This is a genomic window from Acidovorax sp. Leaf78 (genome assembly GCF_001422735.1).
Lineage (GTDB): Bacteria > Pseudomonadota > Gammaproteobacteria > Burkholderiales > Burkholderiaceae_C > Acidovorax.
Genome location: NZ_LMLZ01000025.1, coordinates 133235 through 157761, shown reverse-complemented (window position 1 = coordinate 157761; position 24527 = coordinate 133235). Strand labels below are relative to the sequence as shown.

19 protein-coding genes and 1 pseudogene are annotated in these 24527 nt (G+C 66.1%); 10 read left to right on the top strand and 10 right to left on the bottom strand.

Annotation, left to right across the window (positions count from 1 at the left end):
- Window positions 1–87: 87 nt before the first annotated feature.
- The 3 genes from ccsB to ASF16_RS24135 all read right to left on the bottom strand — a co-directional run bounded on the left by ccsB (window position 88) and on the right by ASF16_RS24135 (window position 4407).
- Complete coding sequence (gene ccsB / locus ASF16_RS24145; protein WP_056173404.1) at window positions 88–1434, bottom strand: c-type cytochrome biogenesis protein CcsB; 1347 nt, start codon at window positions 1432–1434, stop codon at window positions 88–90.
- Window positions 1431–3602 carry a cytochrome c biogenesis protein ResB gene (locus ASF16_RS24140; protein WP_056173401.1) on the bottom strand — a complete coding sequence of 724 codons (2172 nt, stop codon included), beginning with the start codon at window positions 3600–3602 and terminating at the stop codon, window positions 1431–1433. Before ASF16_RS24140 ends, ccsB begins: the two co-directional genes overlap by 4 nt.
- A 163-nt stretch (window positions 3603–3765) precedes the next feature.
- Window positions 3766–4407, bottom strand: a complete 642-nt coding sequence (locus tag ASF16_RS24135; protein WP_056173398.1) for a cytochrome c — start codon at window positions 4405–4407, stop codon at window positions 3766–3768.
- A gap of 72 nt (window positions 4408–4479) precedes the next feature.
- Between ASF16_RS24135 and yihA the strand changes: the two genes are divergently transcribed.
- Complete coding sequence (yihA, locus tag ASF16_RS24130; RefSeq protein ID WP_056173395.1) at window positions 4480–5247, top strand: ribosome biogenesis GTP-binding protein YihA/YsxC; 768 nt, start codon at window positions 4480–4482, stop codon at window positions 5245–5247.
- A 50-nt stretch (window positions 5248–5297) separates the two neighbouring features.
- Entirely contained in the window at window positions 5298–6203 is a 906-nt protein-coding gene (locus ASF16_RS24125) for an alpha/beta fold hydrolase (RefSeq protein WP_056173393.1), read from the top strand.
- Between the two features lie 164 nt (window positions 6204–6367).
- Here ASF16_RS24125 and ASF16_RS24120 read toward each other — a convergent pair whose 3' ends face one another.
- On the bottom strand, window positions 6368–7234 hold the full coding sequence (locus ASF16_RS24120; RefSeq protein WP_056173390.1) for a lysophospholipid acyltransferase family protein: 867 nt from the start codon (window positions 7232–7234) through the stop codon (window positions 6368–6370).
- Window positions 7231–8097, bottom strand: a complete 867-nt coding sequence (locus ASF16_RS24115) for a lysophospholipid acyltransferase family protein (RefSeq protein ID WP_056173388.1) — start codon at window positions 8095–8097, stop codon at window positions 7231–7233. The genes ASF16_RS24120 and ASF16_RS24115 overlap by 4 nt, the downstream gene beginning before the upstream one ends.
- 132 nt (window positions 8098–8229) lie before the next feature.
- Between ASF16_RS24115 and metK the strand changes: the two genes are divergently transcribed.
- From metK to ASF16_RS24100, 3 genes are all read left to right on the top strand, one after another.
- Window positions 8230–9411, top strand: coding sequence for a methionine adenosyltransferase (gene metK, locus ASF16_RS24110; protein WP_056173384.1), 1182 nt, complete (start codon window positions 8230–8232; stop codon window positions 9409–9411).
- 484 nt (window positions 9412–9895) lie between these two features.
- The gene (locus ASF16_RS24105) at window positions 9896–10081 is read left to right on the top strand and encodes a DUF1328 domain-containing protein (protein ID WP_056173382.1); all 186 of its coding nucleotides are present in this window, start codon (window positions 9896–9898) and stop codon (window positions 10079–10081) included.
- A gap of 54 nt (window positions 10082–10135) precedes the next feature.
- Window positions 10136–10588 (top strand): hemerythrin domain-containing protein, encoded by a 453-nt coding sequence (locus ASF16_RS24100; RefSeq protein WP_056173380.1) that lies wholly within the window; start codon window positions 10136–10138, stop codon window positions 10586–10588.
- A 90-nt stretch (window positions 10589–10678) separates the two neighbouring features.
- Here ASF16_RS24100 and ASF16_RS24095 read toward each other — a convergent pair whose 3' ends face one another.
- Window positions 10679–11923: a diguanylate cyclase gene (locus tag ASF16_RS24095; RefSeq protein WP_056173379.1), complete on the bottom strand. Its 1245-nt coding sequence runs from the start codon at window positions 11921–11923 to the stop codon at window positions 10679–10681.
- Window positions 11924–12148: 225 nt separating this feature from the next.
- Window positions 12149–12826, bottom strand: coding sequence for a hypothetical protein (locus tag ASF16_RS24090; RefSeq protein WP_056173376.1), 678 nt, complete (start codon window positions 12824–12826; stop codon window positions 12149–12151).
- Between the two features lie 174 nt (window positions 12827–13000).
- Here ASF16_RS24090 and ASF16_RS24085 point away from each other — a divergent pair, with 174 nt between their 5' ends.
- The 5 genes from ASF16_RS24085 (at window position 13001) to ASF16_RS24065 (ending at window position 18836) form a co-directional block, all read left to right on the top strand.
- Window positions 13001–13867, top strand: coding sequence for a hypothetical protein (locus tag ASF16_RS24085; RefSeq protein ID WP_056173373.1), 867 nt, complete (start codon window positions 13001–13003; stop codon window positions 13865–13867).
- Between the two features lie 168 nt (window positions 13868–14035).
- The gene (gene pncB / locus ASF16_RS24080; protein WP_056173370.1) at window positions 14036–15235 is read left to right on the top strand and encodes a nicotinate phosphoribosyltransferase; all 1200 of its coding nucleotides are present in this window, start codon (window positions 14036–14038) and stop codon (window positions 15233–15235) included.
- 140 nt (window positions 15236–15375) lie between these two features.
- Entirely contained in the window at window positions 15376–17076 is a 1701-nt protein-coding gene (locus ASF16_RS24075) for an NAD+ synthase (protein WP_056173367.1), read from the top strand.
- A 234-nt stretch (window positions 17077–17310) separates the two neighbouring features.
- Complete coding sequence (locus tag ASF16_RS24070; RefSeq protein ID WP_056173364.1) at window positions 17311–18369, top strand: bifunctional nicotinamide-nucleotide adenylyltransferase/Nudix hydroxylase; 1059 nt, start codon at window positions 17311–17313, stop codon at window positions 18367–18369.
- 74 nt (window positions 18370–18443) lie between these two features.
- Window positions 18444–18836 carry a Rap1a/Tai family immunity protein gene (locus ASF16_RS24065; RefSeq protein WP_056173361.1) on the top strand — a complete coding sequence of 131 codons (393 nt, stop codon included), beginning with the start codon at window positions 18444–18446 and terminating at the stop codon, window positions 18834–18836.
- 158 nt (window positions 18837–18994) lie between these two features.
- Here ASF16_RS24065 and ASF16_RS24060 read toward each other — a convergent pair whose 3' ends face one another.
- The 3 genes and pseudogenes from ASF16_RS24060 to ASF16_RS24050 all read right to left on the bottom strand — a co-directional run bounded on the left by ASF16_RS24060 (window position 18995) and on the right by ASF16_RS24050 (window position 24380).
- Window positions 18995–21049 (bottom strand): bifunctional diguanylate cyclase/phosphodiesterase, encoded by a 2055-nt coding sequence (locus tag ASF16_RS24060; RefSeq protein WP_235507500.1) that lies wholly within the window; start codon window positions 21047–21049, stop codon window positions 18995–18997.
- A gap of 269 nt (window positions 21050–21318) precedes the next feature.
- A pseudogene (locus ASF16_RS24055) lies at window positions 21319–22837 on the bottom strand (methyl-accepting chemotaxis protein).
- Between the two features lie 286 nt (window positions 22838–23123).
- Window positions 23124–24380, bottom strand: coding sequence for a Zn-dependent hydrolase (locus ASF16_RS24050; protein WP_056173354.1), 1257 nt, complete (start codon window positions 24378–24380; stop codon window positions 23124–23126).
- Between the last annotated feature and the right edge of the window lie 147 nt (window positions 24381–24527).

Below are 24527 nucleotides of genomic sequence, written 5' to 3'. Positions count from 1 at the left end.
TTTCTGTTTCTGTCGCGCCGACCCCACCACCCTGTTCGCACGCGTCCGCATCCGTCCAGCCGCCCGGGGAATGGCGCCCCGGTGTTCTTACAGCGTGCCGTAGCTGTGCAGCCCCGACAGGAACATGTTCACGCCCAGGAAGGCGAACGTGGTCACTGCCAGGCCGACCAGCGCCCACCAGGCCGACAAAGTGCCCCGCAGCCCCTTCATCAGGCGCATGTGCAGCCAGGCCGCGTAGTTGAGCCAGACGATCAGCGCCCAGGTCTCCTTCGGGTCCCAGCTCCAGTAGCCGCCCCAGGCTTCGGCCGCCCACAGGGCGCCCAGCACGGTGGCGATGGTGAAGAACGCGAAGCCCACGGCGATGGACTTGTACATCACGTCGTCGAGGATCTCGAACGACGGCAGGCGTGCCGCGATTCGCTTGCGGCCCAGCAGGATGCCCGCGACGATGAGCGCGGAGATGCCGAAGTACACCATCCAGTAGCTGCCGCCGTTCTCGGTGGCACCCTGGCGGAAGACGATGGGCTCGAAGCACAGCACCACGCCCAGCAGCCACAGCGGGGCCAGCTTGTACCAGCGGGTTTCGCTGGCCTGCTGCTTGATCAGGTAGGCAAAGGCCACCATGGCGGCCAGCGCAAAGGTGCCGTAGCCGATGAAGTTGGCGGGCACGTGCAGCTTCATCCACCAGCTTTTCAGGGCCGGCACCAGGGGCTGGATCTCATGCGCCTCGCGCACCACGGTGTACCAGAGCAGAAAGCCCACCGCCGCGCTCACCACCAGCATCACGAAGCCGCCCAGGGCGCGCGTGTCGTACTGCTGCTCGTAGTACAGGTAGAACGCTGCGGTCATCCAGCAGAACAGCACGAAGACCTCGTACAGATTGCTCACCGGGATATGGCCGATGTCCGGGCCTATCAGGTAGCTCTCGTACCAGCGCACCAGCGTGCCGATGAGCGCCATGGCCACCGCCACCCAGGCGATGCGCGAGCCCAGCAGGCTCATCGTGCGGCCCTCGCCGCGCGAGAACATGCCCACCCAGTAGAAGATGGTGCTCATGAAGAACAGCATGCTCATCCACAAAATCGCGGACTGGCTGGACAGGAAGTACTTGAGCCCGAACACCGTATCGGCCCGCGCCAGGCTGCCCGCGCCATCCTGCTGGTACAGGCCAATGGCCATCAGCGCCACCGCCGCCACCACCAGCAGCAGCACGCGCAGCGGGCGCCAGAACCAGCACAGCCAGATGGTGCACGGGATGGCGCCCAGCAGGATGCCCTTCTCGTACACATCCATGAAGCTGCCGTAGCGCTGCAGCGCATACAGCCCCCCTGCGACGACGATGGCGGCAAACAGCCAGTCGAACCAGTTGCGGCGGGCGAAGAACCCCTCGTTCAGGGTGATCACGGTGGTCGTGTTGCGGGTGGCGGTGTTCATGCGATGCCTTCCGGTGCCTTGTGGACGGCCCCGATCAGTTTTTGTGCGAGCTCTACGAACTCTTGGTCGCCGTCCATCGTCTTGCGATTGGTCGACAGGGCCATGGTGGCGTGGGTGTGCGCGCCATCATCGCACTCACGGGGTGCTAGCCAGACCCATACGCGGCGCTCGCGCACGTACAGCATGGCAAAAACGCCCAGAATCAGCAAGGCGCAGCCCAGGTAGACAATGTTCTTGCCCGGGGCGCGCGCCACCTGGAACACGCTGGCCTGCACCTGCGTGAAGTCCTTGAGCTCGAACACCAGCGGTGCGGGGTAGATCTGCGCATCCGAGAGCGACAGCACGGCCTGCGTCATGAAACCCTGCGTCTTGTCGTCCTGCGGCAGCGCCGGCAGGCTGGCGCGCTGGCGCGACAGCTGCGCCAACTCGAACAGCGTGCCGTTCAGGATGCGCACCAGCACTTCGCCGGCGCGCGCGCGCTCGGCCTCGGGCACATTGGCTTCCATGAAGTCCGACACGGCCTGCAGGCCGCCGGTGGGCTTGCCGTCCACCATGCCCCGGCCTGCAAACAGTGCCAGCGCGCGCGATGCGGACTGGCGCAGCTGCTCGGCCAGCTCGGGACGCGATGCATCGATGGCCTGCGCCACGTAGCGACGCACTGCCACCTCGCGGGCTTCAGGGTCGGCCAGGGCGGCCTTCATGCGCAAAAAGCCATCCATGCTGCCGCTGTCATCGGCCGGCACGCGCAGGTAGCGAAACGGCTCGGACGGCGTCTCTCGCACGCCCAGCAGAAACACGGGCGCGCCGTCGCCAGTGTCCACCGGCAGCATGTAGTTGTGGAATTCGCGGGCCTGGCCTGCGGCGTCGCGCAGCTTGTAGCTCACGCTGGGGCCTACGTTGCGCAACTCTTTCTTGGTCACCGTCTTGTTGGCCGCGCCTAGGCGCGACTCCACCGATTCGCGCAGGTCGACCTTGCGGACGTCCACGCCCGTGCTGCCGGGGCCGGCGCCTGCAAAGTTCTCCACGTTGATGGTGCGCAGCGCGGTGAATTCGAGCGTGAGCTTGTCGCTGCCCGGGCCGCCGCCCTTGTTGGTGAGCTCGGTGGAGTTGCCCACCACGCCTTCGATGTCGAACGGCTTGGCGCCCGCCACCATGGGCACGGCACGCAGCTTCAGGTGCGAGCCGCCGTCGTCAAAGCTCGACTGGTAGATCTCGATGCCTTTGTAGCTGGCCGGGTGGTTCACCTCGACGCGTGCCGGGGTCTTCTCGCCCGTGGCCTTGTCGTGGATGACGATCTCGCTGGCAAACAGCTTGGGCATGCCGGTGGAGTAGTGCTCCACGATGAATTTCTTGAGCTCGATGGCAAACGGCAGGTCCTGCAGCAGCACGCCGTCGGACTGGTTCAGGATGGCCGTGCTCGACTGCGTGCCTTCGGCCACCAGCAGGTTGCCCCGGAACGTGGGGTTGCGCTCGGACAGGCGATGCTCGGGCTTCACGTCGGCGATCAGACCGCCGCCCTGGTACGGCGTCTTGCCGCCCAGCAGCATCTGGGCGCGCACGATCAGGTCACCATCGAGCAGCCCGCCCAGGCACACCAGCACGATGGCGCTGTGCGCCGCGATATAGCCCAGCTTGTTGGCCGCACCCGCCTTGGCCGCCACCATCCAGCCCGTGCCAGGGCCGGCAGCCGTGTCGCGCTGCTGCAGGCGCACCTTCCAGCCGCCGCCCGCCAGCATGGTGCCGATGCGGCGCGCCTCGGCTTCGGCCGACTCGTTCAGGTCGGCCTCGGCCTTGTGGTGGAAGGCCTTGAGGCTCTGCTCGCGGATGTTTTCCTTGTAGACCTTGAGGTCCGTAATGATCTTGGGCGTGTTGCGCGCAATGCACAGCGACGTGCTGGTCACCAGGAACGCCAGGATGAGCAGGAACCACCAGGCGCTGTACACCGCGTTGAGCTGGATGGCCCCAAACAGCTCGGCCCAGAAGGGCCCGAACTGGTTGACGTAGTTGACCGCGGGCTCATGCTGCTTGAGCACCGTGCCGATCACCGAGGCGATGCAGATCACCGTCAGCAGCGAGATCGCGAACCGCATGGAGGACAGCAGCTCGACCCCGGCGCGCAGGGCTGCGGAGCCAGACTGGACACGAAGGCCCTGGGTGTTGTCGGACATGGAGTGTTAGAAGAGGAAAAGCGGGTGCCCGAAAGCGCGAGAAAAGAAAGAAAGCAAAAAGGGCGGGGCCATCAGTGCGATGGACCCGCCCTTTTTGGGGTTGTTATTGGCGGTAGGTTCCGTGCGGCCCTTAAAAGAGCCGCCGTTCATTGACGAGGATCAATCAGCGCAGGCCGGCGATGTAATCCGACACGGCCTTGATTTCCTTGTCGTTGAGCTTGGCCGCCACTTGCGTCATCTGGATGCTGTTGGCGCGCTTGCCGTCGCGGAATTCCACCAGTTGCTTGGCGGTGTAGTCGGCATGCTGGCCCGACAGGCGGGGGTACTGGGCAGGGATGCCCGCGCCATTGGGGCTGTGGCAGCCGGCGCAGGCGGCGATGTTGCGGTCAGCGATGCCGCCGCGGTAAATGCGCTCGCCCATCGAAACCAGTTCCTTTTCCTTCGCAAAACCGGGCTTGGCGGTTTTGGATGTCACCCAGTAGGCGATGTTCTTCATGTCCTCGTCCGACAGGGCCGAGGCGAAGCCCTTCATGACGGGGTCGTTGCGCTTGCCGGACTTGAACTCCTGCAGCTGCTTGACCAGATATTCGGGGTGTTGCTGCGACAGCTTGGGGTTGGCTGCGATGGCCGAATTGCCATCGGCGCCGTGGCAGGCTGCGCACACGGCCGTGAAGCTGGCCTCGCCTTTGACCAGATCGGGCTTGGCCGCCTTGGGCGGTGCCGCAGGAGCTTCCCCCGCTGCAAAGGCCGAGAAAACAGGTGCTGCCAGTGCGGCAGCTGTCAACAAGGAGGCGAGCAACTTCATATCGAGGGTCTATGTTTATGTGCGCAAAACCTCGCGATTCTACAATGAGGCTCTCTCGCAACCCAATACTCCATGACGACCTCCCCCACTGTGCCAGTTGCTGGCTCTCTTTCGCCCGCACCCGACGCCAAGATCGCCATGGGCTGGATGCACACGGCCAGGTTCCTGACCACGGCCGCGCAGTTGCACCACCTGCCGCCTATTCACGTGCCCGAGATCGCCTTTGTGGGCCGCTCCAACGCCGGCAAATCCACCTGCATCAACACGCTCACCCAGCAAAAGCAGCTGGCGTTCGCGTCCAAAAGGCCGGGGCGCACGCAGCACATCAACCTGTTCTCGCTGGGCAAGCATGGCGTGACCGATGCGGTACTGGCCGATCTGCCCGGCTACGGCTACGCAAAGGTGTCGCGGTCGGACAAGCTGCGCTGGCAGCAGGTGATGGTCAACTACTTGGTCAGCCGCCCCGGGCTCACCGGCATCGTGTTGCTGTGCGACCCGCGCCTCGGGTTGACCGACTTGGACGAAGCACTGCTCGAAGTGCTGCGCCCCCGGGTCGAGGAAGGCCTCAAGTTCCTCATCGTGCTGACCAAGGCCGACAAGCTCACACGTTCCGAGCAAGCCAAGATCCTGTCGATTACGCGACTGAACGCGGCCGGCGGAGATGTGATGATGTTTTCGGCCCTCAAGAAGCAGGGCGTGGACGAGGTGGCGCAGCTGCTGTGGCAGTGGGCGCACCCGGCGCAGGCGGCTGACGCCCCAGCCGCATTGCCAGGCGACGGCTCCGACCCCGCCAGTGACGACTCCACGCCGGACGCGCCTGAGGATTCTCAGCAAAACTAGGCCCTAGCGCTTATCCATCAGGCGCTATCAGCTATCAAATCAGTAGCGCCATGATTCAGACACACCCCGTCGCCCTGCCCCACGGCATCACCCTGCACTGCCGCGTGAGCGGCGTGGCCGGCCGGCCCGTGCTGCTGTTTCTGCACGGTTTCCCCGAAGGCGCGTTCATCTGGGACGAGCAGCTGGCGTACTTTGCCCGGCCGGAGAACGGCGGCTACCGCTGCATCGCGCCCTACCTGCGGGGCTTCGGTGCCTCCAGCAGCCCCGCCGAGGTCGAGGCCTACCGCGCCAAGCACCTCGTGCAGGACCTGGTGGCCCTGATCGCCGCTGAGTCGCCGCAGGCACCGCTCGAATGCCTGGTGGCGCACGACTGGGGTGGCGCCGTGGCCTGGAACCTGGCCAACCAGCAACCGCAGTTGATGAAGCGCCTGGCCATCGTCAACTCGCCGCACCCCGGTGCCTTCGTGCGCGAGTTGGCACACAACGCTGCGCAGCAGGCCGCCAGCCAGTACATGCATTTCCTGTGCAGGCCGGACGCCGAAGCCCTTCTGGCCGAGAACGACTTCCGCCGACTGTTCGGCTTCTTCGATGACCCTCAAGGCCGCGCCCCGGCGTGGCTCACCGATAGTGTGCGCGCCCAATACCGCGCGCTGTGGCAGCAGGGCCTGACCGGCGCGTGCAACTACTACCGCGCCAGTCCCATCCGTCCGCCGCGGGACGGGGAGCCCGGCGCGCAAACGATCACGCTGCCCGAGTCCATGCTCACGGTCGACGTGCCCACACTGGTGCTCTGGGCCATGGACGACCCGGCCCTGCTTCCGGGCCTGCTGGATGGCCTGCCGGGCTGGATTCCGCAGCTGCAGATCCACGAAGTGGAGCAGGCCTCGCACTGGGTCGTGCACGAGCACCCAGAGCGCGTGGCGCTGGAGTTACGCCGGTTCTTGCAATCCAATTGATAGCTGCCAGCGCTTTGCAGACAAGCGCCAGAGGCCATTTTCAAAAGCATCTGCCATCTTGCCAAATGGCGCACCCCAGGCCAGTGCCACCGTGGAACCGGCTCTGCCAGGCCACGAGTGGCGGCCCCCGGAGGGCGAAACGCCGCAGGCGGCTCAGGGGGGAATCAATACAAGCCTGGCTCGCCCTCGGGCCGCGTCTTGAAGCGCTTGTGCACCCAGTAGTACTGCTCGGGCATGGTGTCGATCACGGCCTGCAGCTCGCGGTTCATGCGCTCGGTGTCGGCATCGACGTCATCGGTGGGGAAGTTCGCCCACGCGGGCGACACCTCGGCCACGTAGCCAGTGGGCGTCATGCGCGAATACACCCCGACCACCTTGGCACGCCCCAGCCGCGCAAAGCGCGACAGCGACGGGATGGTCGCGGTGGTCACGCCGTAGAACGGCACGAACACCGAATCGTTACGGCCATAGTCCATGTCGGGCAGCAGGTACAGCAGGCCGCCCTGGCGCAGGTTGGCGATGATGGGCTTCACGCCGTGAGACCGGTTGAGCATGCGCACATCGCCAAAACGCTGGCGCCCGGCCATGAACCAGGCGTCCACCGCGGGGTCTGGGTGGGTGGCGAAGATGGAAGTGAACGCGCGCGTCGAGTGCAGCGGTAGCGCCAGTCCTCCCGCATCCATGCCGTAGAAATGCGGCGCGAACAGGATGGTGGGCGTGTCGCCCTCCAGCTCGTGGATGGCGCCGGTGAGCACCACACGCCGCTCCACCACCTCGCGCGGCGCGGCCCAGAGCCAGCTGCGGTCGAGCCAGGTCTGGCAGAACGCCACAAAACTCGCCCGCGCCACCGCGCGGCGGCGCGCCTCGGTCCAGTCCGGAAAACACAGCGCCAGGTTGCGCAGCGCCACCCGGCGCCGGGGCGCCGCTAGCACAAAGGCCACTTGCCCCAGCAGCCAACCCACGCCCCGCAGCACTGGCAACGGCAGCAGCGCCAGCACCCGCATGAACCACACACCCAGGCGGCCGATCATGCTGCGGTCTCCGGAGCCGGTGCAGCCGGCGGCGCGGCCTCGGCACGGGGCTGCTTGTAGCGGGCGTAGCCCCACAGGTACTGCTCGGGGCACTGGCGGATGAGGTGTTCCATGGCCTGGTTGATCTGCAGCAGGGCCTGGTCCATGTCGCTCGACAGGGGTGCCGCCAGCGGCTCGAAATGCGTCACGTAGCCACGGCCCCAGGGCAGCCGTTCGCAGCGCGCCAGCACCACTGCCGCGCCCGTCTGCTGCGCCAGCCGCGCGGCCAGGGTCATGGTGTAAGCGTCACGGCCAAAAAAGGGCGACCACAAACCCTGCCCGTCGGGCGGCACCTGGTCGGGCAGCAGGCCCACGGCCTCGCCGCGGCGCAGGGCCTTGATCATCTGGCGCACACCCGCCAGCGTGGTGGGCACAGCCAGCATGCCGGGGCGGTTGCGGGCGGTTTCCATCACCTTGGCCAGCCAGGCCTGGCGTGCGGGGCGGTACAACACGGTGATGGGGCCGCGCTCGGCACTGAAGCGCCGGGCCGCTGCCTGGGCCGACAGCTCGAAGCACCCCTGGTGCGGCGTGAGGTAGACGATGCCCTTGCCAGCCGCATAGGCCGCCTCGACACAGGCCTCGCCCTCCAGCCGGCAGGGCATGGGCGCGCCCAGCCACAGGCGGGGCAGCTCGGTCACCATGCGGCCCGCGTGCGCCACGGCGGCACGCACCGCGCCGAACGGATAGCCCGCCATTGCCACGTTGGCCAAAAAGCGCCGCCGGTACGTGGGCGACGCCGCAAACGCCACCCAGCCCATCGCCGCGCCGAGGGCGTGCAGCAACCACAGCGGGAACACAGAAAAGAAACGGAACACGACTGGCATTAAAATAACGGGGTCGCTGAGTTAAATGAGCAACTTGCAGGGCGACGTTAAAAAAATCTGCTAAAGCGTTCGCCAAAGCTCCTTCGGGGTGAGGGCAACGCCCCAAATGCCGGAACACAGGAGTTTATTCAAATGGCGAACGACTTTCTCTTTACCTCGGAATCCGTGTCCGAAGGCCACCCCGACAAGGTGGCCGACCAGATCTCGGATGCGATCCTCGATGCGATCTTCAAGGAAGACCCCCGCTCCCGCGTCGCCGCCGAAACGCTGACCAACACCGGCCTCGTGGTGCTGGCGGGCGAGATCACCACCAACGCCCATGTGGACTACATCCAGGTGGCGCGCGACACCATCAAGCGCATCGGCTACGACAACACCGACTACGGCATCGACTACAAGGGCTGTGCCGTGCTGGTGGCCTACGACAAGCAGTCCAACGACATCGCCCAGGGCGTGGACCACGCGTCCGACGACCACCTGAACACCGGCGCTGGCGACCAGGGCCTGATGTTCGGCTATGCCTGCGACGAAACGCCCGAGCTGATGCCCGCGCCCATCTACTACGCGCACCGCCTGGTCGAGCGCCAGGCCCAGCTGCGCAAGGATGGCCGCCTGCCCTTCCTGCGCCCCGACGCCAAGTCGCAAGTCACCATGCGCTACGTGGACGGCAAGCCCCACAGCATCGACACCGTGGTGCTGTCCACCCAGCACCACCCCGACCAGAGCGAAACCCAGACCAAGATGAAGGCCTCGTTCACCGAAGCCATCATCGAAGAGATCATCAAGCCCGTGCTGCCCAAGGAATGGCTGCAGAACACCCGCTACCTGATCAACCCCACCGGCCGCTTCGTCATCGGCGGCCCCCAGGGCGACTGCGGCCTGACCGGCCGCAAGATCATCGTGGACACCTACGGCGGCGCCTGCCCCCACGGCGGTGGTGCCTTCAGCGGGAAAGATCCAACAAAGGTGGACCGCTCGGCCGCCTACGCTGCCCGCTACGTGGCCAAGAACATCGTGGCTGCCGGCCTGGCGCGCCAGTGCCAGATCCAGGTGGCCTACGCCATCGGCGTGGCCGAGCCGATGAACATCACGGTCTACACCGAAGGCACGGGCGTGGTCCCAGACGAGCGCCTGGCCGAATTGGTGCGCGAGCACTTCGACCTGCGGCCCAAGGGCATCATCCAGATGCTCGACCTGCTGCGCCCGATCTACGAAAAGACGGCAGCGTATGGTCACTTCGGCCGCGAAGAGCCAGAGTTCAGCTGGGAACGTACGGACAAGGCTGCTGCACTGCGTGCAGCAGCGGGGCTGTAAGCCCCCCGCGCGGTACGCGCGGCTTTCCGTACGTGGGCGAAGCTCATATCGCGCTAGCGAAGTGAGCGCAGACCAAAAGACCGATAAAGCTGCCGCACTGCGTGCGTCAGCCGGGCTGTAAAGCCCGCCGCGCAATAGCGCGGTTTTCGGTCTTCGGGCGTAGTTCATATCGCGCCAGCGATGTGAACGGAGACCAAGGGACGGACAAGGCTGCTGCACTGCGTGCAGCAGCGGGGCTGTAACCCCGCAGCACCTAACGCATCCAATATCCCCGCAAAGCCGCAACGTCCCCACGTTGCGGCTTTTCTTTTGCCCGCTTGCCTGTGCACGCACCTGACCCGCACCCACCCAGCACCCCAGCGACTCTCTCCTACACCCGCATCCCGCCCGTGCTGACGGCTGTGCCCAGGCCCCGCCGGTATCGTTCCAGCACACCCTCACGCAGCCCCGGGCTGCTCTTCAACCCTCGCTAGGAGCGACCATCATGCTGAAGTACGCCATCATTTTTGCCCTGATCTCCCTGGTTGCAGGTGCACTGGGCTTCACCGGTGTGGCCGCTGGCGCCGCAGGCATTGCCAAGGTGCTGTTCGTGATCTTCCTGATCATCGCCGTGGTGTTCGTGATCCTCGCCGTCGTGGGCGTGGGTGCAGCGCGCAAGGCGCTGAAGTAACCACCCCGGTTGGTTTCATCACCCCACGATCAGACACATAAAACCAGGACTCCCATGGCACTCAACATCTTTGAAGCACTGCGCGAAAGCCACGAACGGCAACGCGAGCTGTGCAAGCAACTGGTCGAGACCAGCGGCGACACGCCCGAGCGGCACGACCTGTTCGAGCAGCTCAAGACAGAACTGCTGGCGCACGAGTTGGCCGAAGAGCGGCATTTCTACATTCCGCTGATGGCTCACGACGCAGGCGTGGATTTGTCACGCCACGCGATCTCCGAGCACCACGAGCTCGATGAAATGGTGGAGTCGCTGGAAGATGCCGACCCCGCCACGCCCACCTGGCTGCCCCTCGCGAAGAAACTGGCTGAAAAGGTCGAGCACCATTTGAAAGAAGAGGAGCACAAGTTCTTCCAGATGGCGGGCAAACTGCTGACCGAAAAGCAGAAAACCCAGCTGGCCAAGGAATACCTGGCGACCTACGAAGAAGCCAAGACCACGACGGCTTGAGAAGCGACCACGGCGCAGGATTCAGGCGGCGACGAAACCAGTCCCGCTACTATTGCTCGTCGCGCCCGACACCAACCCGTCAAATGCGCCTTAGGCAGCCGCTTCCTCGGCCTGCACCACGCAGTTGCGGCCCTTGGACTTGGCCACATACAGCGCAGTGTCTGCGCGCTTGATGAGCGCGTGGGCATCCTCTTTGTGGTCCCAGGTGGCCACGCCAAAACTTGCGCTCACATGCCCCACCGAATCGAACGGCGCCCCGGCAATGCGGGCGCGCACGGCCTCGGCCATGGCCATGGCGGCGTCGACCGGGGTTTCCTTGAGCAGGATGATGAATTCTTCGCCGCCGAAGCGTGCCGCGCAGTCCGACGACCGCAGCAACTCGCGCACGCGCAGCGCTGTGCTCTTGAGAACCACGTCGCCCGAGTCGTGGCCGAACGTGTCGTTGATGCGCTTGAAGAAGTCGATGTCGAACATCACCACCGACAGGTGGCTTGTCTTCACGCGCGTGTCGGCCATTTCCGTTTCCAGCCGCTCGAAGAATCTGCGGCGGTTGACCAGGTCGGTCAGGAAGTCCTTGGTGGCCAAGTCTTCCAGCTTGGTATTCAGCCGCGCCATGGGCTCGATGACCAGGGACGACAGCGACAGGTTGAGCACCACGAACAGCAGCACGAAGCTGCCGATGAGCGCGGCCATTACGGTGTAGAACGTCTGGCGCGCTTTTTCGAGCGGGAAGTACATGGGCACCTTCACCACCTGGATGCCCACCGTCTCGTTCATACCCCAGCCAAAGCCGTTCTTGTCGCCATAGATCTTGAGCATGGTGGGCGGTGCAGCCGCCGGCGTGCTGTGGCAGGCCATGCACTGCGCCTGCTTGATGGTGATGGGTCGGGCCACGTACATGGCGCGGTGCATGCCTTCACCCACCTCGCCCGTCACCTCTTTCTTCACGTCCACGCGGCCTTCGCGGAAGTCGCTGATGATGCGCTCCTCCCATTCGTTGGCGCGGTCGCGCAAGTTGGTGGGGTTGAGTACCGCCTCCTTGTATTCGTAGCCGGCAAACCGGCCCTGCAGGCGGCGCAGCGTCTCGGTGGCGGCATACGCGGGCACGGTCTGCGGGAGGAATTTCTCGGCCAGCGTCACGTCCAAATGCGGCTTGACCAGCTCGGTGGTGTAGTCGCGAATGGCCATGGCGGCGTGCATCATGATCTGCGAGTTGTGCTGCACCTCCTCGATGGCCGACTGCTGCAGGAAGCGGTGCACGTAGGCCCCCGCACCGACCACGGCCAGCAGCAGCACGGCAGCCAGCACCAGGTTGAATTTCAGCCGCAAAGACATGGATTTCCCTCGGGCGCCAGCGTGGGCTGCTGGCTTGTTGTTGGTGTGGCGTGGGCCGCCGCTGCACGCGGGGCGGCTGCGAGCGCACGCCACTCCCTCGTCAAAGCCTGCGTTTGTGCCAGATTTTGCAGGGGCGGTCCAACACTTTCTGCCACCGTGCCCCAGCGCAACACCCGCGGCACACCGATGGCCCGGGCCCGCAGTTTGGCACTGGCAAAAAACTGCCTACAGGCCGCGCGCGCTGAGCGACAGGCTGCGCCGGTACGCCGGCCGCACCCGGTACAGCTGTGCGGGCCGGTGCGCACCACCCGTCTGCAGGGCGCCGGGCACGGGCTCCAGCATGGCCAGCTCGTCCACCTTGCGGCGAAAGCTCACCTTGTTGATGGGCTCGCCCAGCAGCGCTTCGTAGACGGCCTGCAGCTGCGGCAGCGTAAAGGGCTCGGCACACAGGTGCACCGGCAGCGACGAATACTGACTCTTGCTGCGCACGCGCTGCACGGCGGTGTCGATGATCTGGCGGTGGTCGAACGGCAGGGGCGGCAGTGCATCCACCGCCACCAGCTCCACGCGTCCCTCGGCCTGGGCCAGCGTCTCGGGCGGCACCAGCGCGCAGTACGCCACCGCCACGGACCAGCCCCGCGGGTCCCGCACCGCGCCCGAGAAGGTGGCCAGCTGCTCCAGGTACGGGCTCTCCAGACCCGCCTTGTCGCGCAGCACCCGCGCGGCGCTGGCCTGGGCATCGACATCGTCCTGCGCGTGGATGTAGCCGCCGGGCAAGGCCAGCGCCTGGGCGAACGGCGCGCGGTCCCGGCGCACCAGCGCCACCTGGAGCAGGCCCTGCTGCAAAGTCAGCAGCACCACATCCACGGTGCAGATCACGGCGGGAGCACTGTCGCTGGTCATGGTTCGATCGTTGAGTTCATTGCAGAGATATACGAACAAGGCTAACACTGCACCTTCAAAACCCCAAGTATTCAGAGCAAAAGCTCTCTGGAATCCGACACATCGTGTTGCATCTTAGTTAGTTGCATTTTTGTATTAACAAACTTACACTGCATCCAACCCAAGGAGAAGACCATGGCCCGCAACATCCAGCTTCTGGTGATCGACCCGCAAAACGACTTCTGCGACCTGCCCGCCGACTGGCATCCTGCGCAGACCGGCCAGCCCCCAGGCAGCCGCACAGCACCCAGCCTCCCGGTTGCTGGCGCCCATGCCGACATGCAGCGCCTGGCCGCGTTCATCCGCACGCAGGGCGCACGGTTTGACGCCATCACCGTCACGCTCGACTCGCACCAGCGCTTCGACATCGCGCACCCCGGGTTCTGGCAGCAGGCGGGCGGCTCAGCCGTCGCACCCTTCACCCCCATCACGGCGGCCCAGGTGCGCAGCGGCGCGTTCACGCCCCGCAGCGCTGCCGCACTGCCGCGCACGCTGGCCTACCTGGATGCGCTCGAAGCCCAGGGCCGCTACACGCTCATGGTCTGGCCGGTGCACTGCGAGATCGGCAGCTGGGGCCACGGCGTGCATGCCGACGTGCTGTCCGCCTGCGGCGACTGGCAGCTGCAGCAACAGCGCGCGGTGCACAACGTGTTCAAGGGCACCAACCCCTGGACCGAGCACTACAGCGCCATCCAGGCCGAGGTGGTCGACGCCGCCGACCCGGACACCGCCCTCAACACCCGCCTGCTCGCGGCGCTCGACACCGCCGACCTGCTCCTCATCGCCGGCGAAGCCAGCAGCCACTGCGTGCGCTCCACCACCGAGCACATCGTGCAGCACCTGCCCCGCCTGCAGGCGGCCGGCGCGCGGCCCAGCCACATCGTGCTGCTGACCGACTGCATGAGCCCCGTGGGCGGCTTCGAACCACAGCACCAGGCCTTCCTCGACGCCATGCGCGCCCAGGGCGTGCAACTGGCCACCAGCACGGAAATCAGCCTCTAGGAACCCTCTGCACGAATCATCGCGCCGTGTGCATCTGCGGTCTCGGGCGGCCTGCGGCGTTGCAAATACTCGCAATAGCTACGGCTATTGCTGCGTTTTGGATTCGTGCAGAGGATCCCTAGCGCTTGCTGAACAAGCGCAACCAGCTACAAAAACAGGAGCATCACCATGACCCGCATCATCACCAGCCTGCTCGACACCGACCTGTACAAGTTCACCATGTGGCAGGCCCTGCTGCACCGGCACCCGCAGACGCAAAGCGAGTACCGCTTCGTGTGCCGCAACCAGCCCATCTACCCGCTGGTCGAGCTGCTGCCCGAGGTGAACGCCGAGCTCGACCACCTGTGCTCGCTGCGCTTCACCAAGGGCGAGCTCGACTACCTGGGCGGCCTGCGCTTCATCAAGAGCGACTTCATCGACTTTCTGCGCATCTTCCAGTTCCAGCGCAGCTTCATCGAGGCGCGGGCCGAGGGCGACACGCTGACTATCATCGCGCGCGGTCCCCAGGTGCATGTGATGGGCTTCGAGATCTTCGTGCTGGCCATCGTGAACGAGCTGTACTTTCGCCGCTTCGACGCCGCAGCAGCACTGGCCAGCGGCCGCGAGCGCCTGGCCGCCAAGGTGCAGCAGCTGCAGGACTTGGCCAGCCAAGCCACGCTGCGCCACCCCTTTGAGCTGTTCGACTTCGGCCTGCGCCGCCGCTATAGCGGCGACTGGCAGCGCGAGGTGGTCAAGACGTTTGCGGAGCAGACGCCCCAGTGGTTCAAGGGCACGAGCAACGTGCTGCTGGCGCGCGATTTGAACCTGGTGCCCATCGGCACCATGGCGCACGAATACCTGCAAAGCTACCAGGCGCTGGGCGTGCGGCTGCGCGACTTTCAAAAAGCCGCACTCGAAGACTGGGTGCAGGAATACCGCGGCGACCTGGGCATCGCGCTGACCGATACCGTGGGCATGGATGCCTTCCTGGCCGACTTCGACCTGTACTTTGCCAAGCTGTTCGACGGCCTGCGCCACGACTCGGGCGACCCGGTGGCCTGGGGTGAAAAGGCCCTGGCGCACTATGCCAAGCTGCGCATCGACGCCAACACCAAGCGCCTGGTGTTCTCCGACGGCCTCACGCTCACCAAGGCGCTGTCGCTGTACCGCCACTTCGGCGACCGCACGCAGCTGGGCTTTGGCATTGGCACCCACCTCACCAACGACATGGGGGACACACCCGAAATGAAGCCGCTGAACATCGTGATGAAGCTCACCCATGCCAACGGCCAGGCGGTCGCCAAGCTGTCGGATACGCCCGGCAAGACGCTGTGCGACGATGAAACCTATCTGGCCTACCTCCGCCAAGTCTTCAACGTTGCTAACTGAGCGGCTGAGAAAACTCTCCTGGCGTCGTTGTTCAGTCTTGCCGTACCTGCAGTACTGTCTGCGACTAAACGCCTAGCCAGGACCGCTTCGCTGAGTTTTTCAGCCACTCCGTATCGCTCTGCGCACTCAAGGGAAACGCAATGCTCCGTATTACCATCGCTCAATTGAATATCACCGTTGGCGACATCGAAGGCAATGTCGATCGAATGGTGGCCGCCGCACGGCAGGCCGCGGCCGAGCAGTCCGATATCGTCGTGTTCAGCGAACTCTCGCTGTGCGGCTACTACCCCGGCGACATGCTGGATGAGCCCGAGTTCATGCAGCGCGTGGAGGCCGGGGTGGCTGCGCTGCAGGCCGCATCGGCAACGCTGCCCGACCTGCACTGGGTGGTGGGCACGCCCACGCGCGCCAGCGGGCCCGGCAAGCGGCTGCACAACAGCCTGCTGGTGCTGCACGGCGGCCAGGTGCGCCTGTCGTATGCCAAGCAGCTGCTGCCCACCTACAACATCTTCGACGAGCGCCGCCACTTCGAGCCCGGCCCCGACGTGGCCAAGGTGCTGCGCGTGGGCAATGCCCAGGTGGGCCTGCTGGTGTGCGAAGACGGCTGGAACGACCACGGTGCCGACTACGTCACCAACCCCTTCGTGCGCCTGCGCGATGCCGCACCGGACCTGGTGATCAGCATCAACGCCAGCCCCAGCCACGTGGGCAAGCGCGAGCAGCGCCACCAGATCTTCGGCGGCTCATCGCGCCGCCACGGCCTGCCCATCCTGTACGTCAACCAGGTGGGCGGGCACGACCAGCTGGTGTACGACGGCGCATCGTTTGCGGCCGAGCCCGATGCCGGCATCGTCTTCGAGGCGCCCCGCTTCGTGGAGGACGTGCGCACCCTGCAGTTCGACAACGGCCACTTCTCCATGGGCGACGGCCAGGCCCCGGCCCCCGTGCCGGCCGAGGGCATTCCCACCATGGAGTTCTACCGCCAGCAAATCATGCTGGGCCTCAAGGACTACGCGCGCCGCTGCGGCTTTCGGCAGGTGGTGGTGGGCAGCTCGGGCGGCATCGACAGCGCGCTCACCCTGGCCCTGGCCGCACAGGCGCTGGGCCCTGAGAACGTGGTCGGCATCACCATGCCCTCGCGCTACTCCAGCAGCGGCTCGGTCGACGACTCGGTGGCCCTGTGCCGCAACCTGGGCGTGCAGCTGTTCACCCACCCCATCGCAGACCTGGTGGCGGGCTACGCGCAGCAGTTCGGGCAATCGTTCGACCAGCCGCTGGCGGGCCTGCCGCTCGAGAACCTGCAGGCGCGCATCCGCGGCACGGTGCTGATGGAATACTCCAACGCCTTCGGGCACCTGCTGCTCACCACCGGCAACAAGTCCGAGATCTCGGTGGGCTACTGCACGCTGTACGGCGACACCAACGGCGGCCTGGGCCTCATCGGCGACCTGTACAAGACCGAAGTGTTCGCGCTCTCGCGCCACGTCAACGCGCAGGCCGGGCGCGAGCTGATCCCCGTGGCCATCATCGACAAGGAGCCGTCCGCCGAACTGGCCCCCGGCCAGCGCGACGTGGACAGCCTGCCGCCCTACCCCGTGCTCGACGAAGTGCTCAAGCTCTTGATCGAAGGCGAGCGCCTGTCCACCGCCGAACTCACGGCCGCGCAGACCTTCGTCTCGACCCTGCAGAACGACGACGCCGGCCGCGCCCTGGTGCAGCGCGTGCGCATGATGGTGGCGCGCAACGAATACAAGCGCCGCCAGGCCCCGCCCATCCTGCGCGTGCGGCCCCGGGCCTTCGGCAGCGGGCGGCAGATGCCGATCGCCGCAAAATATGTCTGACGGCATGCATATGGAATGCACTCCCATCCGCTCGGGCTGACCTGGCCGAAGCCCGGCGCCGCGCTTCGACAAGCCTGCCGTGACATGCCGAAAGGCCCGGCGTGAACGGATGGACTTTTCAGCAGCCGCCGAGCAGCCCCGCACGCCCTTTTACAATCGCTATCAAAACAGTAGCTGGCAGCGCTCTCCCATCAAGCGGTAGAGGCTCAAATCACTTCAACCGCCTGGAGACACATGCACGACACCGCCATCTACATCGGCCGCTTCGAGCCCGTCCACACCGGCCATCTGGCCCTGCTGCAACGCGCACTCGACAGCGCGCAGAACGTGATCGTGGTGGTCGGCTCCGCCTGGCAGGCCCGCTCGCCCAAGAACCCCTTCACCTGGCAAGAACGCGAGGCCATGCTGCACGAAGTCCTGCCCGCGGCCGACCGCGCCCGGGTGCGCGTGCTGCCCGTGCGGGACTACTACAACGAGGCCGTGTGGGTGCAGGCCGTGCGCCGCGGCGTGGCCGAGATCGCCGGTGCCGATGCCAACATCGGCCTGGTGGGCCACTTCAAGGACGCCACCAGCAGCTACCTGAGCGCCTTCCCCGGCTGGCAGCTCATCCACGTGGAGCGCCAGGGCCGCATCGACGCCACCGCCATCCGCGACGCCTACTTCGGCGCCACGCCCGCCACGGTGCAGGCAGCGCTGGCCCCGCTGGCGGCCGAGATTCCGCCCAGCACACTGACCGCGCTGGAGCGCTTTGCCCACACCCCGCACTACCCGGCCCTGCAGGAAGAATGGCGCATGCTGCGCCGCTACCGAGAGGCCTGGTCCGCTGCGCCCTACCCTCCCGTCTTTGTGACCGTGGACGCTGTCCTGCGCTGCCAGGACCACGTGCTGCTCATCCGCCGCGCCCACGCCCCCGGCAAAGGCCAGCTGGCCGTGCCGGGCGGCTTCATCGAACAGCGCGAAACGGTGTGGCAGTCCTGCCTGCGCGAGCTGGTGGAAGAAACCCACTGCGACCTGCCCGAAGCCACCATGCGCGCCGCGCTGCAGGCCGTGGCCGTCTTCGACCACCCCGACCGCAGCCAGCGCGGCCGCACGCTCACGCATGCGCACTATTTCGACCTGGGCAGCGCGCCCTTCCCCAAGGTGCAGGCGGATGACGATGCGCTGCAGGTGCAATGGACGCCGCTGTCCGAACTGGCAGGCATGGAAGAGGAGTTCTTCGAGGACCACTTCCACATGCTGGACCATTTCCTCGGACTGACGGATCTGAACGAGCCCTCGCGCTCCCTAGCGTGACCGCCGTGCGCAATTTCAACCACGTGACACACTGAGTTTCAGTACTGCCTACGCACATGCACCACCGCCGTCGCATGCCATCTATCACCCAGAAACTCCCCCTCCTCGCGGCGCTGCTCTTGATGTCGCCAGCGTGCTTCGCTGGCGAAAAACCCATCGAAGTCCCCGCCTACAAGAATGAGAGCCTGATTACGCAATACCGCAACATGACCGTCGAGACGGTGTTCGCCGCCCTCATGAGCGACGATGTGGCGCAACGAAGGCTTGCTCAGATGTACGTGGTGGGGGTCGTAGACAGCAGTGAAGGAGAGACTTGGTGCAACTTCAAAATGATCTCGCCCTCTACGATCGACGAACAGGTGCATATCGGCTTGAAGGCCGCTCTGGAAAAGACTCCCAAAGCACGCGCAGCCACCGTCATAGAGGCCCATCTCAAAGCTTGGATTCCTTGCCGTAGGCGTCCCTGACGCCACCGATTTGCGCGCGAACTATCAACGGCCGCGGGGCCTGCGATGGATGTGTTGTTTGCCACCGCATTCAAGCCCAGCAAGCAGGCTCCAGACTCATACATTGAACACCGCTGCAGCCGCAAATCCGCCGCGACTACTGAGCTTGCAGCCTTCGGTCAGCCCGGCGGGTGCACACGCAGCCAGTCGGTGAATTCCCGCACCGGCATCGGCCGCGCATACAGATAACCCTGGTACTGCGCGATCCCGCGCCCGGCCACCCAGTCGAGCTGTTCCTGGGTCTCCACGCCCTCGGCCACCGCCGTGAGCTTCATCAGTGTCGACAGCGACACGATCAGCTCGGCCAGCGAACGGTTGGCGTCGGTGTCCTGGATGAAGGTCTTGTCGATCTTGAGCGTGTGGACCGGGAACCGCTGGAGGTAGGCCAGGTTGGAATACCCCGTTCCGAAGTCATCGAGCGCAATGGTCAGGCCCAGCGCCGACAGCTCGCGCAGCACGTTGAGCACGTGCTGGTCTTCGCCCAGCAAGATGGACTCGGTGATCTCTAGCTCCATGCGCGCGGGGTTCACAGCGGCCTCGCGCAGCACGCTGGTGATGTCGTGCAGCAGGCTGGGCGATGCGAACTGGCGGGGCGACAGGTTGACCGACACCACCAGGTCCCAGCCCTGCGCGGCCCAGGCCACCTGTTCGCGTGCCGCCTGCGCCAGCACCCACAGGCCCAGCGCGCCGATGAGGCCGGTGGTCTCGCAGGCCGGGATGAAATGCGCGGGCGACACCACGCCCAGGCGCGGGTGGTTCCAGCGCACCAGCGCCTCCACCGCGCGGATGGTGTTGGTGGCCACATCCACGCGCGGCTGGAAGTACACCTCGAACTCCTCGCGCTCCAGCGCCAGGTGCAACTCTTTCTCCAGCTCGGTGCGGCTGCGCACCGTCTCGGCCATGTGCCGGTCGAAGTAGGCCAGCGCGTTGCGCCCGCGCTCCTTGGCCGCGTACATGGCCAGGTCGGCGTTGCGCAGCAGGATCTCGATGGACTCGCCGTCCTGCGGGTACAGCGCCACACCAATGCTGGACGTCACGCGCAGCTGCGCCCCGGCAATGGACAGCGGCGCCGCCATGGCCACGGAGATGCGCTCGTGCAGTGCATCCAGATCTTCGCGGATGCGCGGCGATGTCAGCAGCACCAGGAACTCGTCGCCGCCCCAGCGGGCCAGCACCTCGGTGCCGTGCCGCGTGTGGCGCAGCCGTTGCGACATGGCCACCAGCAGCTCGTCGCCCGCTGCATGGCCCAGTGTGTCGTTCACGTCCTTGAAGTGATCGAGGTCGATCAGCATCAGCGCAGCTTCGAGCGACTGGGCCTTGGCCTCCTCCACCGCACGCGCAAAGCGCTGCGTGAAGTGGGCCCGGTTGGGCAGGCCAGTGAGCACGTCGTGCAGCGACTGAAAGTTGGCGCGCTCTTCGGTGTGCTTGATGGCGCTGATGTCCGCCTCGCTCACCAGCACCGCGTCCTGGCCGGTGACGGCGTCGCTGCAGCGGCGCGCCGACAGCTCGTGCCAGCGGTCGCCCTGCGGCGTGCGCACTGCCAGCGTGAGCGTTCCCACCCCGTGCTGCTCCAGGCTGCGCGAGAGCGCAGCAAACACCGCGGCATTGCCCACGCGCTCCTGAAGCCGCTCGCCCGGGCTGAGCACGGCGGCACGCGCGGCGGGGTTGCGGTACAGCGCCCCACCGTTGCCGTCGTACAGCGTGATCATCACCGCAGTGTGCAGCAGGGCCTCGACCGAGCGCAGGGACTCGGGCAGGGCCGCACCCGTGGAGTCGGCCTCGCACAGCATGCCCATGCGGCCGTCGGGCAGGCGGTGCCCGGCAAAGCGCACATTGAGCGACACCGGCACACCGCCAGGGTACAGGGTCCACTGCTCGGCAAAGCTTGCGTCGGCCCGCAGAACGAAGTCGCTCTGGTACTGCGCCAGCCGCTGCGCCACCGACTCGGACATGTCGTGCCCCATGTCCCGCCCGCACAGCTCGGCCAGCGTCGTGGCGTGCCACACCTTCAACGCCGCGGCATTGGCCCAGTACACACACCGCCCGTCAATGTCGAAGAGCCAGACGGGCCGCGACAGCCACTCCAGCGCCGCGCAGCGCAGGCCGCGCTCTGCCAGGTCGGCGTCGGTGGGCAGGCGGTCCGGCGACAGGCGCGCTGCCGGAACGGGGGCCATGACGGTCATACGGGCCCGCAGCACAGCACCAGGCCAGCGGCCTGCGTGTGCAAGAAGGTCAGCGAGAGACAGTCAGACATGGAATGAAGACGGTGTGACGGCAGCGCAGCGCAGAGAGGAGAAGATGTGCGCCAGCGGCATCGCTCCATCAGCGATGCCTTGGCGCGCCCGGCCGTGGACGCAATGGTCGGCATCTTCGCACAGCCAGATGGCTTGTCCAGCCAAGTTTTGCCACCCGCAAAACGCTGCCGGTACGGGCGCGAAACCTCTCAGGAGACGCGGAACTGGCCCACCGTCTGCGACAGCGCCACCGCCTGCTGGCTCAGCGACTGCGCTGCTGCCAGGGCCTCTTCCACCAGCGCCGCGTTCTGCTGCGTGCCCTGGTCCATCTGCGACACGGCCTGGTTGACCTGGGCGATGCCTCTGCTCGGCGCTGGCCGAACTGATCTCGGCCACCATGGTGGTCACGTTCTTCACGCCATCGACCACCTCGCGCATGGTGGCGCCGGCCTGCTCCACCAGTTGGGTGCCCGCACCCACCTTGGCCACGGAGTCGTCGATCAGGCCCTTGATCTCCTTGGCCGCTGCGGCACTGCGCTGCGCCAGGCTGCGCACTTCGCTGGCCACCACCGCAAAGCCGCGGCCCTGCTCGCCGGCGCGCGCGGCTTCCACCGCGGCGTTCAGCGCCAGGATGTTGGTCTGGAACGCGATGCCGTCGATGACGCTGATGATGTCCACGATCTTGCGCGAGGACTGCTCGATGGAGCCCATGGTGCCCACCACCTGCTGCACCACGTCGCCGCCGCGCACGGCGGTGGCCGAGGCGGCGCGCGCCAGCTCGTCGGCTCGGCGGGCGTTGGCGGCGTTCTGCTCCACGGTGGAGGTGAGTTCCTCCATCGACGCGGCGGTCTGCTGTAGCGCGCTGGCTTGCGATTCGGTGCGGGACGAAAGGTCGCCGTTGCCGGCAGCGATTTCGGCCGATGCCGTGTTGATCGAATCGGTGCTGTCGCGCACCTGGGTCACCAGGTGCGCGAGGTTGTCGCGCATGGCGCGGATGGCAAACAGGATGCTGGAGGTGTCACCCGGGCGTGTCTGTACATCCACCGCCAGGTTGCCTTCGGCGATCTGCGTGACCACCTGCGCCGCGTACTGCGGCTCGCCGCCGAGCTGCTGCACCAGCGTGCGCAGCATCTGCCAGGCCATCACCGCCACGATGAACATCAGCACCGCGCCGATGGACAGCAGGATGGCCGTGTTGCGCCAGAACGCATCCTCGATGTCGTCCACGTAGTCGCCAAAGCCGATGATCCAGTCCCACGGCTCGAACTTGATGATGGCGTAGAGCTTGTCCACCGGCTCCTTGGCGCCGGGGCGCGTGCCCGGTGCGGTCACCGTGCCGATGGTCTTGCCCTGCAGCGCAGCGCGGTAGCGCACGCCGGCTTCCTTGCCGCCCTTTTCGTCGACGATGCCGATGCGTTTGGGGTTGGGGTGCACGTAGTTCACATCGTTGGTGAAGCCGCGCACGAAGAAATACTTGTCCTTGTCGACAAAGCTGCCGATGGTGCGCTCGGCCTCCTTGATCGCGTCCTCGCGGGACAGCGCGCCGCTCTTTTCCTTGTCGTGCGCCTTCTGCGCGGCGGCGTGGGCCAGGATGACCAGGTTGGACAACTGCGCCGTGCGCTCGTTCATCATCGACCGGTACAGCGTGGTCAAGGCCACGGCGGACAGGACCACCAGGCCCAGCAAGGTGGCAGCACACAGCCACAGGATTCGGGTACGCAATTTCATGGAAACGTCTTCGGGAAACGGAAAAAGTAACCAGAAGATACAGGGACCGCCACGTAGTTACCCTCAAGACCGCCAGAAAGTCACGGTCTCTTCATCCCATTGTGGTAATCGCATATCGGTGTGCAGGCCGCACGGGGGCACGACTTGGCGCCTGCCGGGACCCAGGTGTAACAGCGGGGGAGCTGTGGCGCAACCACAACGGGACGGGCGGCTTGCGCTGCCCGGCGCAGGCGTTGGCTGGCTGGCAGGCCGGCACCGAGCCCGCGTCCACCCGGCGTTGCGGGCGTCAGGTCCCCGCCCGCTCCAGCATCGCGTGCAGCAGCACGTTGCAGCCCGCCGTGATGTGCTCGGGCTTGGCGTCCTCGATCTCGTTGTGGCTGATGCCGTCCTTGCAGGGAATGAAGATCATGCCGGCCGGCGCGAGCTTGGCCATGTACACGGCATCGTGCCCCGCGCCCGAGACCGCGGGCATGTGGCTGTAGCCCAGCTTGGCGGTGGCGCGGGCCACGGCCTCCACGCATTCGGCGTGGAACACCTGCGCGGGGTAGCTGGACACCATCTCGATGTGCACCTGCACGCCGTGCTCCTGCGCCACCTGCTCGGCGCGCGCCTTCACTTCGGTGGCCATCTGGTCTACGAGTTCGTCGGTACTGTTGCGCAGGTCGATGCTGAACTTGACCCGGCCGGGGATGACATTGCGGCTGTTGGGGAACACCTGCACCATGCCCACGGTGCCACGGCCGTGCGGCGGGTGCCGGTGGGCGGCCGCGACCACGTCCTGCATGATGTGCGTGGCGGCCAGCAGGGCGTCCTTGCGCAGCGCCATGGGCGTGGGGCCCGCGTGGGCTTCCATGCCGGTGACGGTGCAGTCGAACCAGCGGATGCCCAGCACGCCGCTGACCACGCCGATGGTCTTGTCGTTGTCTTCCAGCACCGGGCCCTGCTCGATGTGGGTTTCAAAATACGCACCGATGGGGTGGTCGCCCGGCTCCTGCTCGCCGACGTAGCCGATGCGTTCCAGCTCGCCCTTCACCGTCTTGCCCTCGGTGTCGGTGGCGGCGTAGGCGTGCTCCAGCGTGAAGGCCTTGGCGAACACGCCCGAACCCATCATCACCGGCACGAAGCGGCTGCCTTCCTCGTTGGTCCAGAAGGCCACCTCGATCGGTGCCTCGGTCTCGATGCCGTGGTCGTTGAGCGTGCGCACCACCTCGATGCCGGCCAGCACGCCATAGTTGCCGTCGAACTTGCCGCCCGTGGGCTGGGTGTCGATGTGGCTGCCGGTCATGATGGGCGGCAAGCTGTTGTTGCGCCCGGGGCGGCGCATGAAGCCGTTGCCGATCTTGTCGATGGTGACGCTCATGCCGGCCTCGCGCGCCCAGCGGGTGACGAGGTCTCGGCCCTGTTTGTCCAGGTCGGTGAGCGTGAGGCGGCACACACCGCCCTTGGGCGTGGCGCCGATCTGCGCCAGTTCCATGAGCGATGCCCACAGGCGGTCGCCGTTGATGCGCAGGTTCTCGATGTCGGGTTTGACTTTGGTGTCCATGGTGTTCTCCGTGGGATGTCTGGGATGCTGGGTGCTTCCATCACCGTTCGGGCTGAGCCTGTCGGAGCCAGGGCCGGTGACGGCCTTCGACAGGCTCAGGCTGAACGGGCTGTGAAAGTGCAAAGCCGGATGGAATGCTTCAATAGC

Bases quoted from the DNA above. Each gene is read 5' to 3' on its own strand.
- ASF16_RS24140 (WP_056173401.1), bottom strand. From the start codon at position 3,602: ATGTCCGACAACACCCAGGGCCTTCGTGTCCAGTCTGGCTCCGCAGCC.
- ASF16_RS24070 (WP_056173364.1), top strand. From the start codon at position 17,311: ATGCACGACACCGCCATCTACATCGGCCGCTTCGAGCCCGTCCACACC.
- ASF16_RS24090 (WP_056173376.1), bottom strand. From the start codon at position 12,826: ATGACCAGCGACAGTGCTCCCGCCGTGATCTGCACCGTGGATGTGGTG.
- ASF16_RS24060 (WP_235507500.1), bottom strand. From the start codon at position 21,049: ATGGCCCCCGTTCCGGCAGCGCGCCTGTCGCCGGACCGCCTGCCCACC.
- ASF16_RS24065 (WP_056173361.1), top strand. From the start codon at position 18,444: ATGCCATCTATCACCCAGAAACTCCCCCTCCTCGCGGCGCTGCTCTTG.
- ASF16_RS24105 (WP_056173382.1), top strand. From the start codon at position 9,896: ATGCTGAAGTACGCCATCATTTTTGCCCTGATCTCCCTGGTTGCAGGT.
- ASF16_RS24095 (WP_056173379.1), bottom strand. From the start codon at position 11,923: ATGTCTTTGCGGCTGAAATTCAACCTGGTGCTGGCTGCCGTGCTGCTG.
- ASF16_RS24135 (WP_056173398.1), bottom strand. From the start codon at position 4,407: ATGAAGTTGCTCGCCTCCTTGTTGACAGCTGCCGCACTGGCAGCACCT.
- pncB (WP_056173370.1), top strand. From the start codon at position 14,036: ATGACCCGCATCATCACCAGCCTGCTCGACACCGACCTGTACAAGTTC.
- ASF16_RS24125 (WP_056173393.1), top strand. From the start codon at position 5,298: ATGATTCAGACACACCCCGTCGCCCTGCCCCACGGCATCACCCTGCAC.
- ASF16_RS24050 (WP_056173354.1), bottom strand. From the start codon at position 24,380: ATGGACACCAAAGTCAAACCCGACATCGAGAACCTGCGCATCAACGGC.
- metK (WP_056173384.1), top strand. From the start codon at position 8,230: ATGGCGAACGACTTTCTCTTTACCTCGGAATCCGTGTCCGAAGGCCAC.
- ASF16_RS24115 (WP_056173388.1), bottom strand. From the start codon at position 8,097: ATGCCAGTCGTGTTCCGTTTCTTTTCTGTGTTCCCGCTGTGGTTGCTG.
- ASF16_RS24075 (WP_056173367.1), top strand. From the start codon at position 15,376: ATGCTCCGTATTACCATCGCTCAATTGAATATCACCGTTGGCGACATC.
- ccsB (WP_056173404.1), bottom strand. From the start codon at position 1,434: ATGAACACCGCCACCCGCAACACGACCACCGTGATCACCCTGAACGAG.
- ASF16_RS24120 (WP_056173390.1), bottom strand. From the start codon at position 7,234: ATGATCGGCCGCCTGGGTGTGTGGTTCATGCGGGTGCTGGCGCTGCTG.
- yihA (WP_056173395.1), top strand. From the start codon at position 4,480: ATGACGACCTCCCCCACTGTGCCAGTTGCTGGCTCTCTTTCGCCCGCA.
- ASF16_RS24100 (WP_056173380.1), top strand. From the start codon at position 10,136: ATGGCACTCAACATCTTTGAAGCACTGCGCGAAAGCCACGAACGGCAA.
- ASF16_RS24085 (WP_056173373.1), top strand. From the start codon at position 13,001: ATGGCCCGCAACATCCAGCTTCTGGTGATCGACCCGCAAAACGACTTC.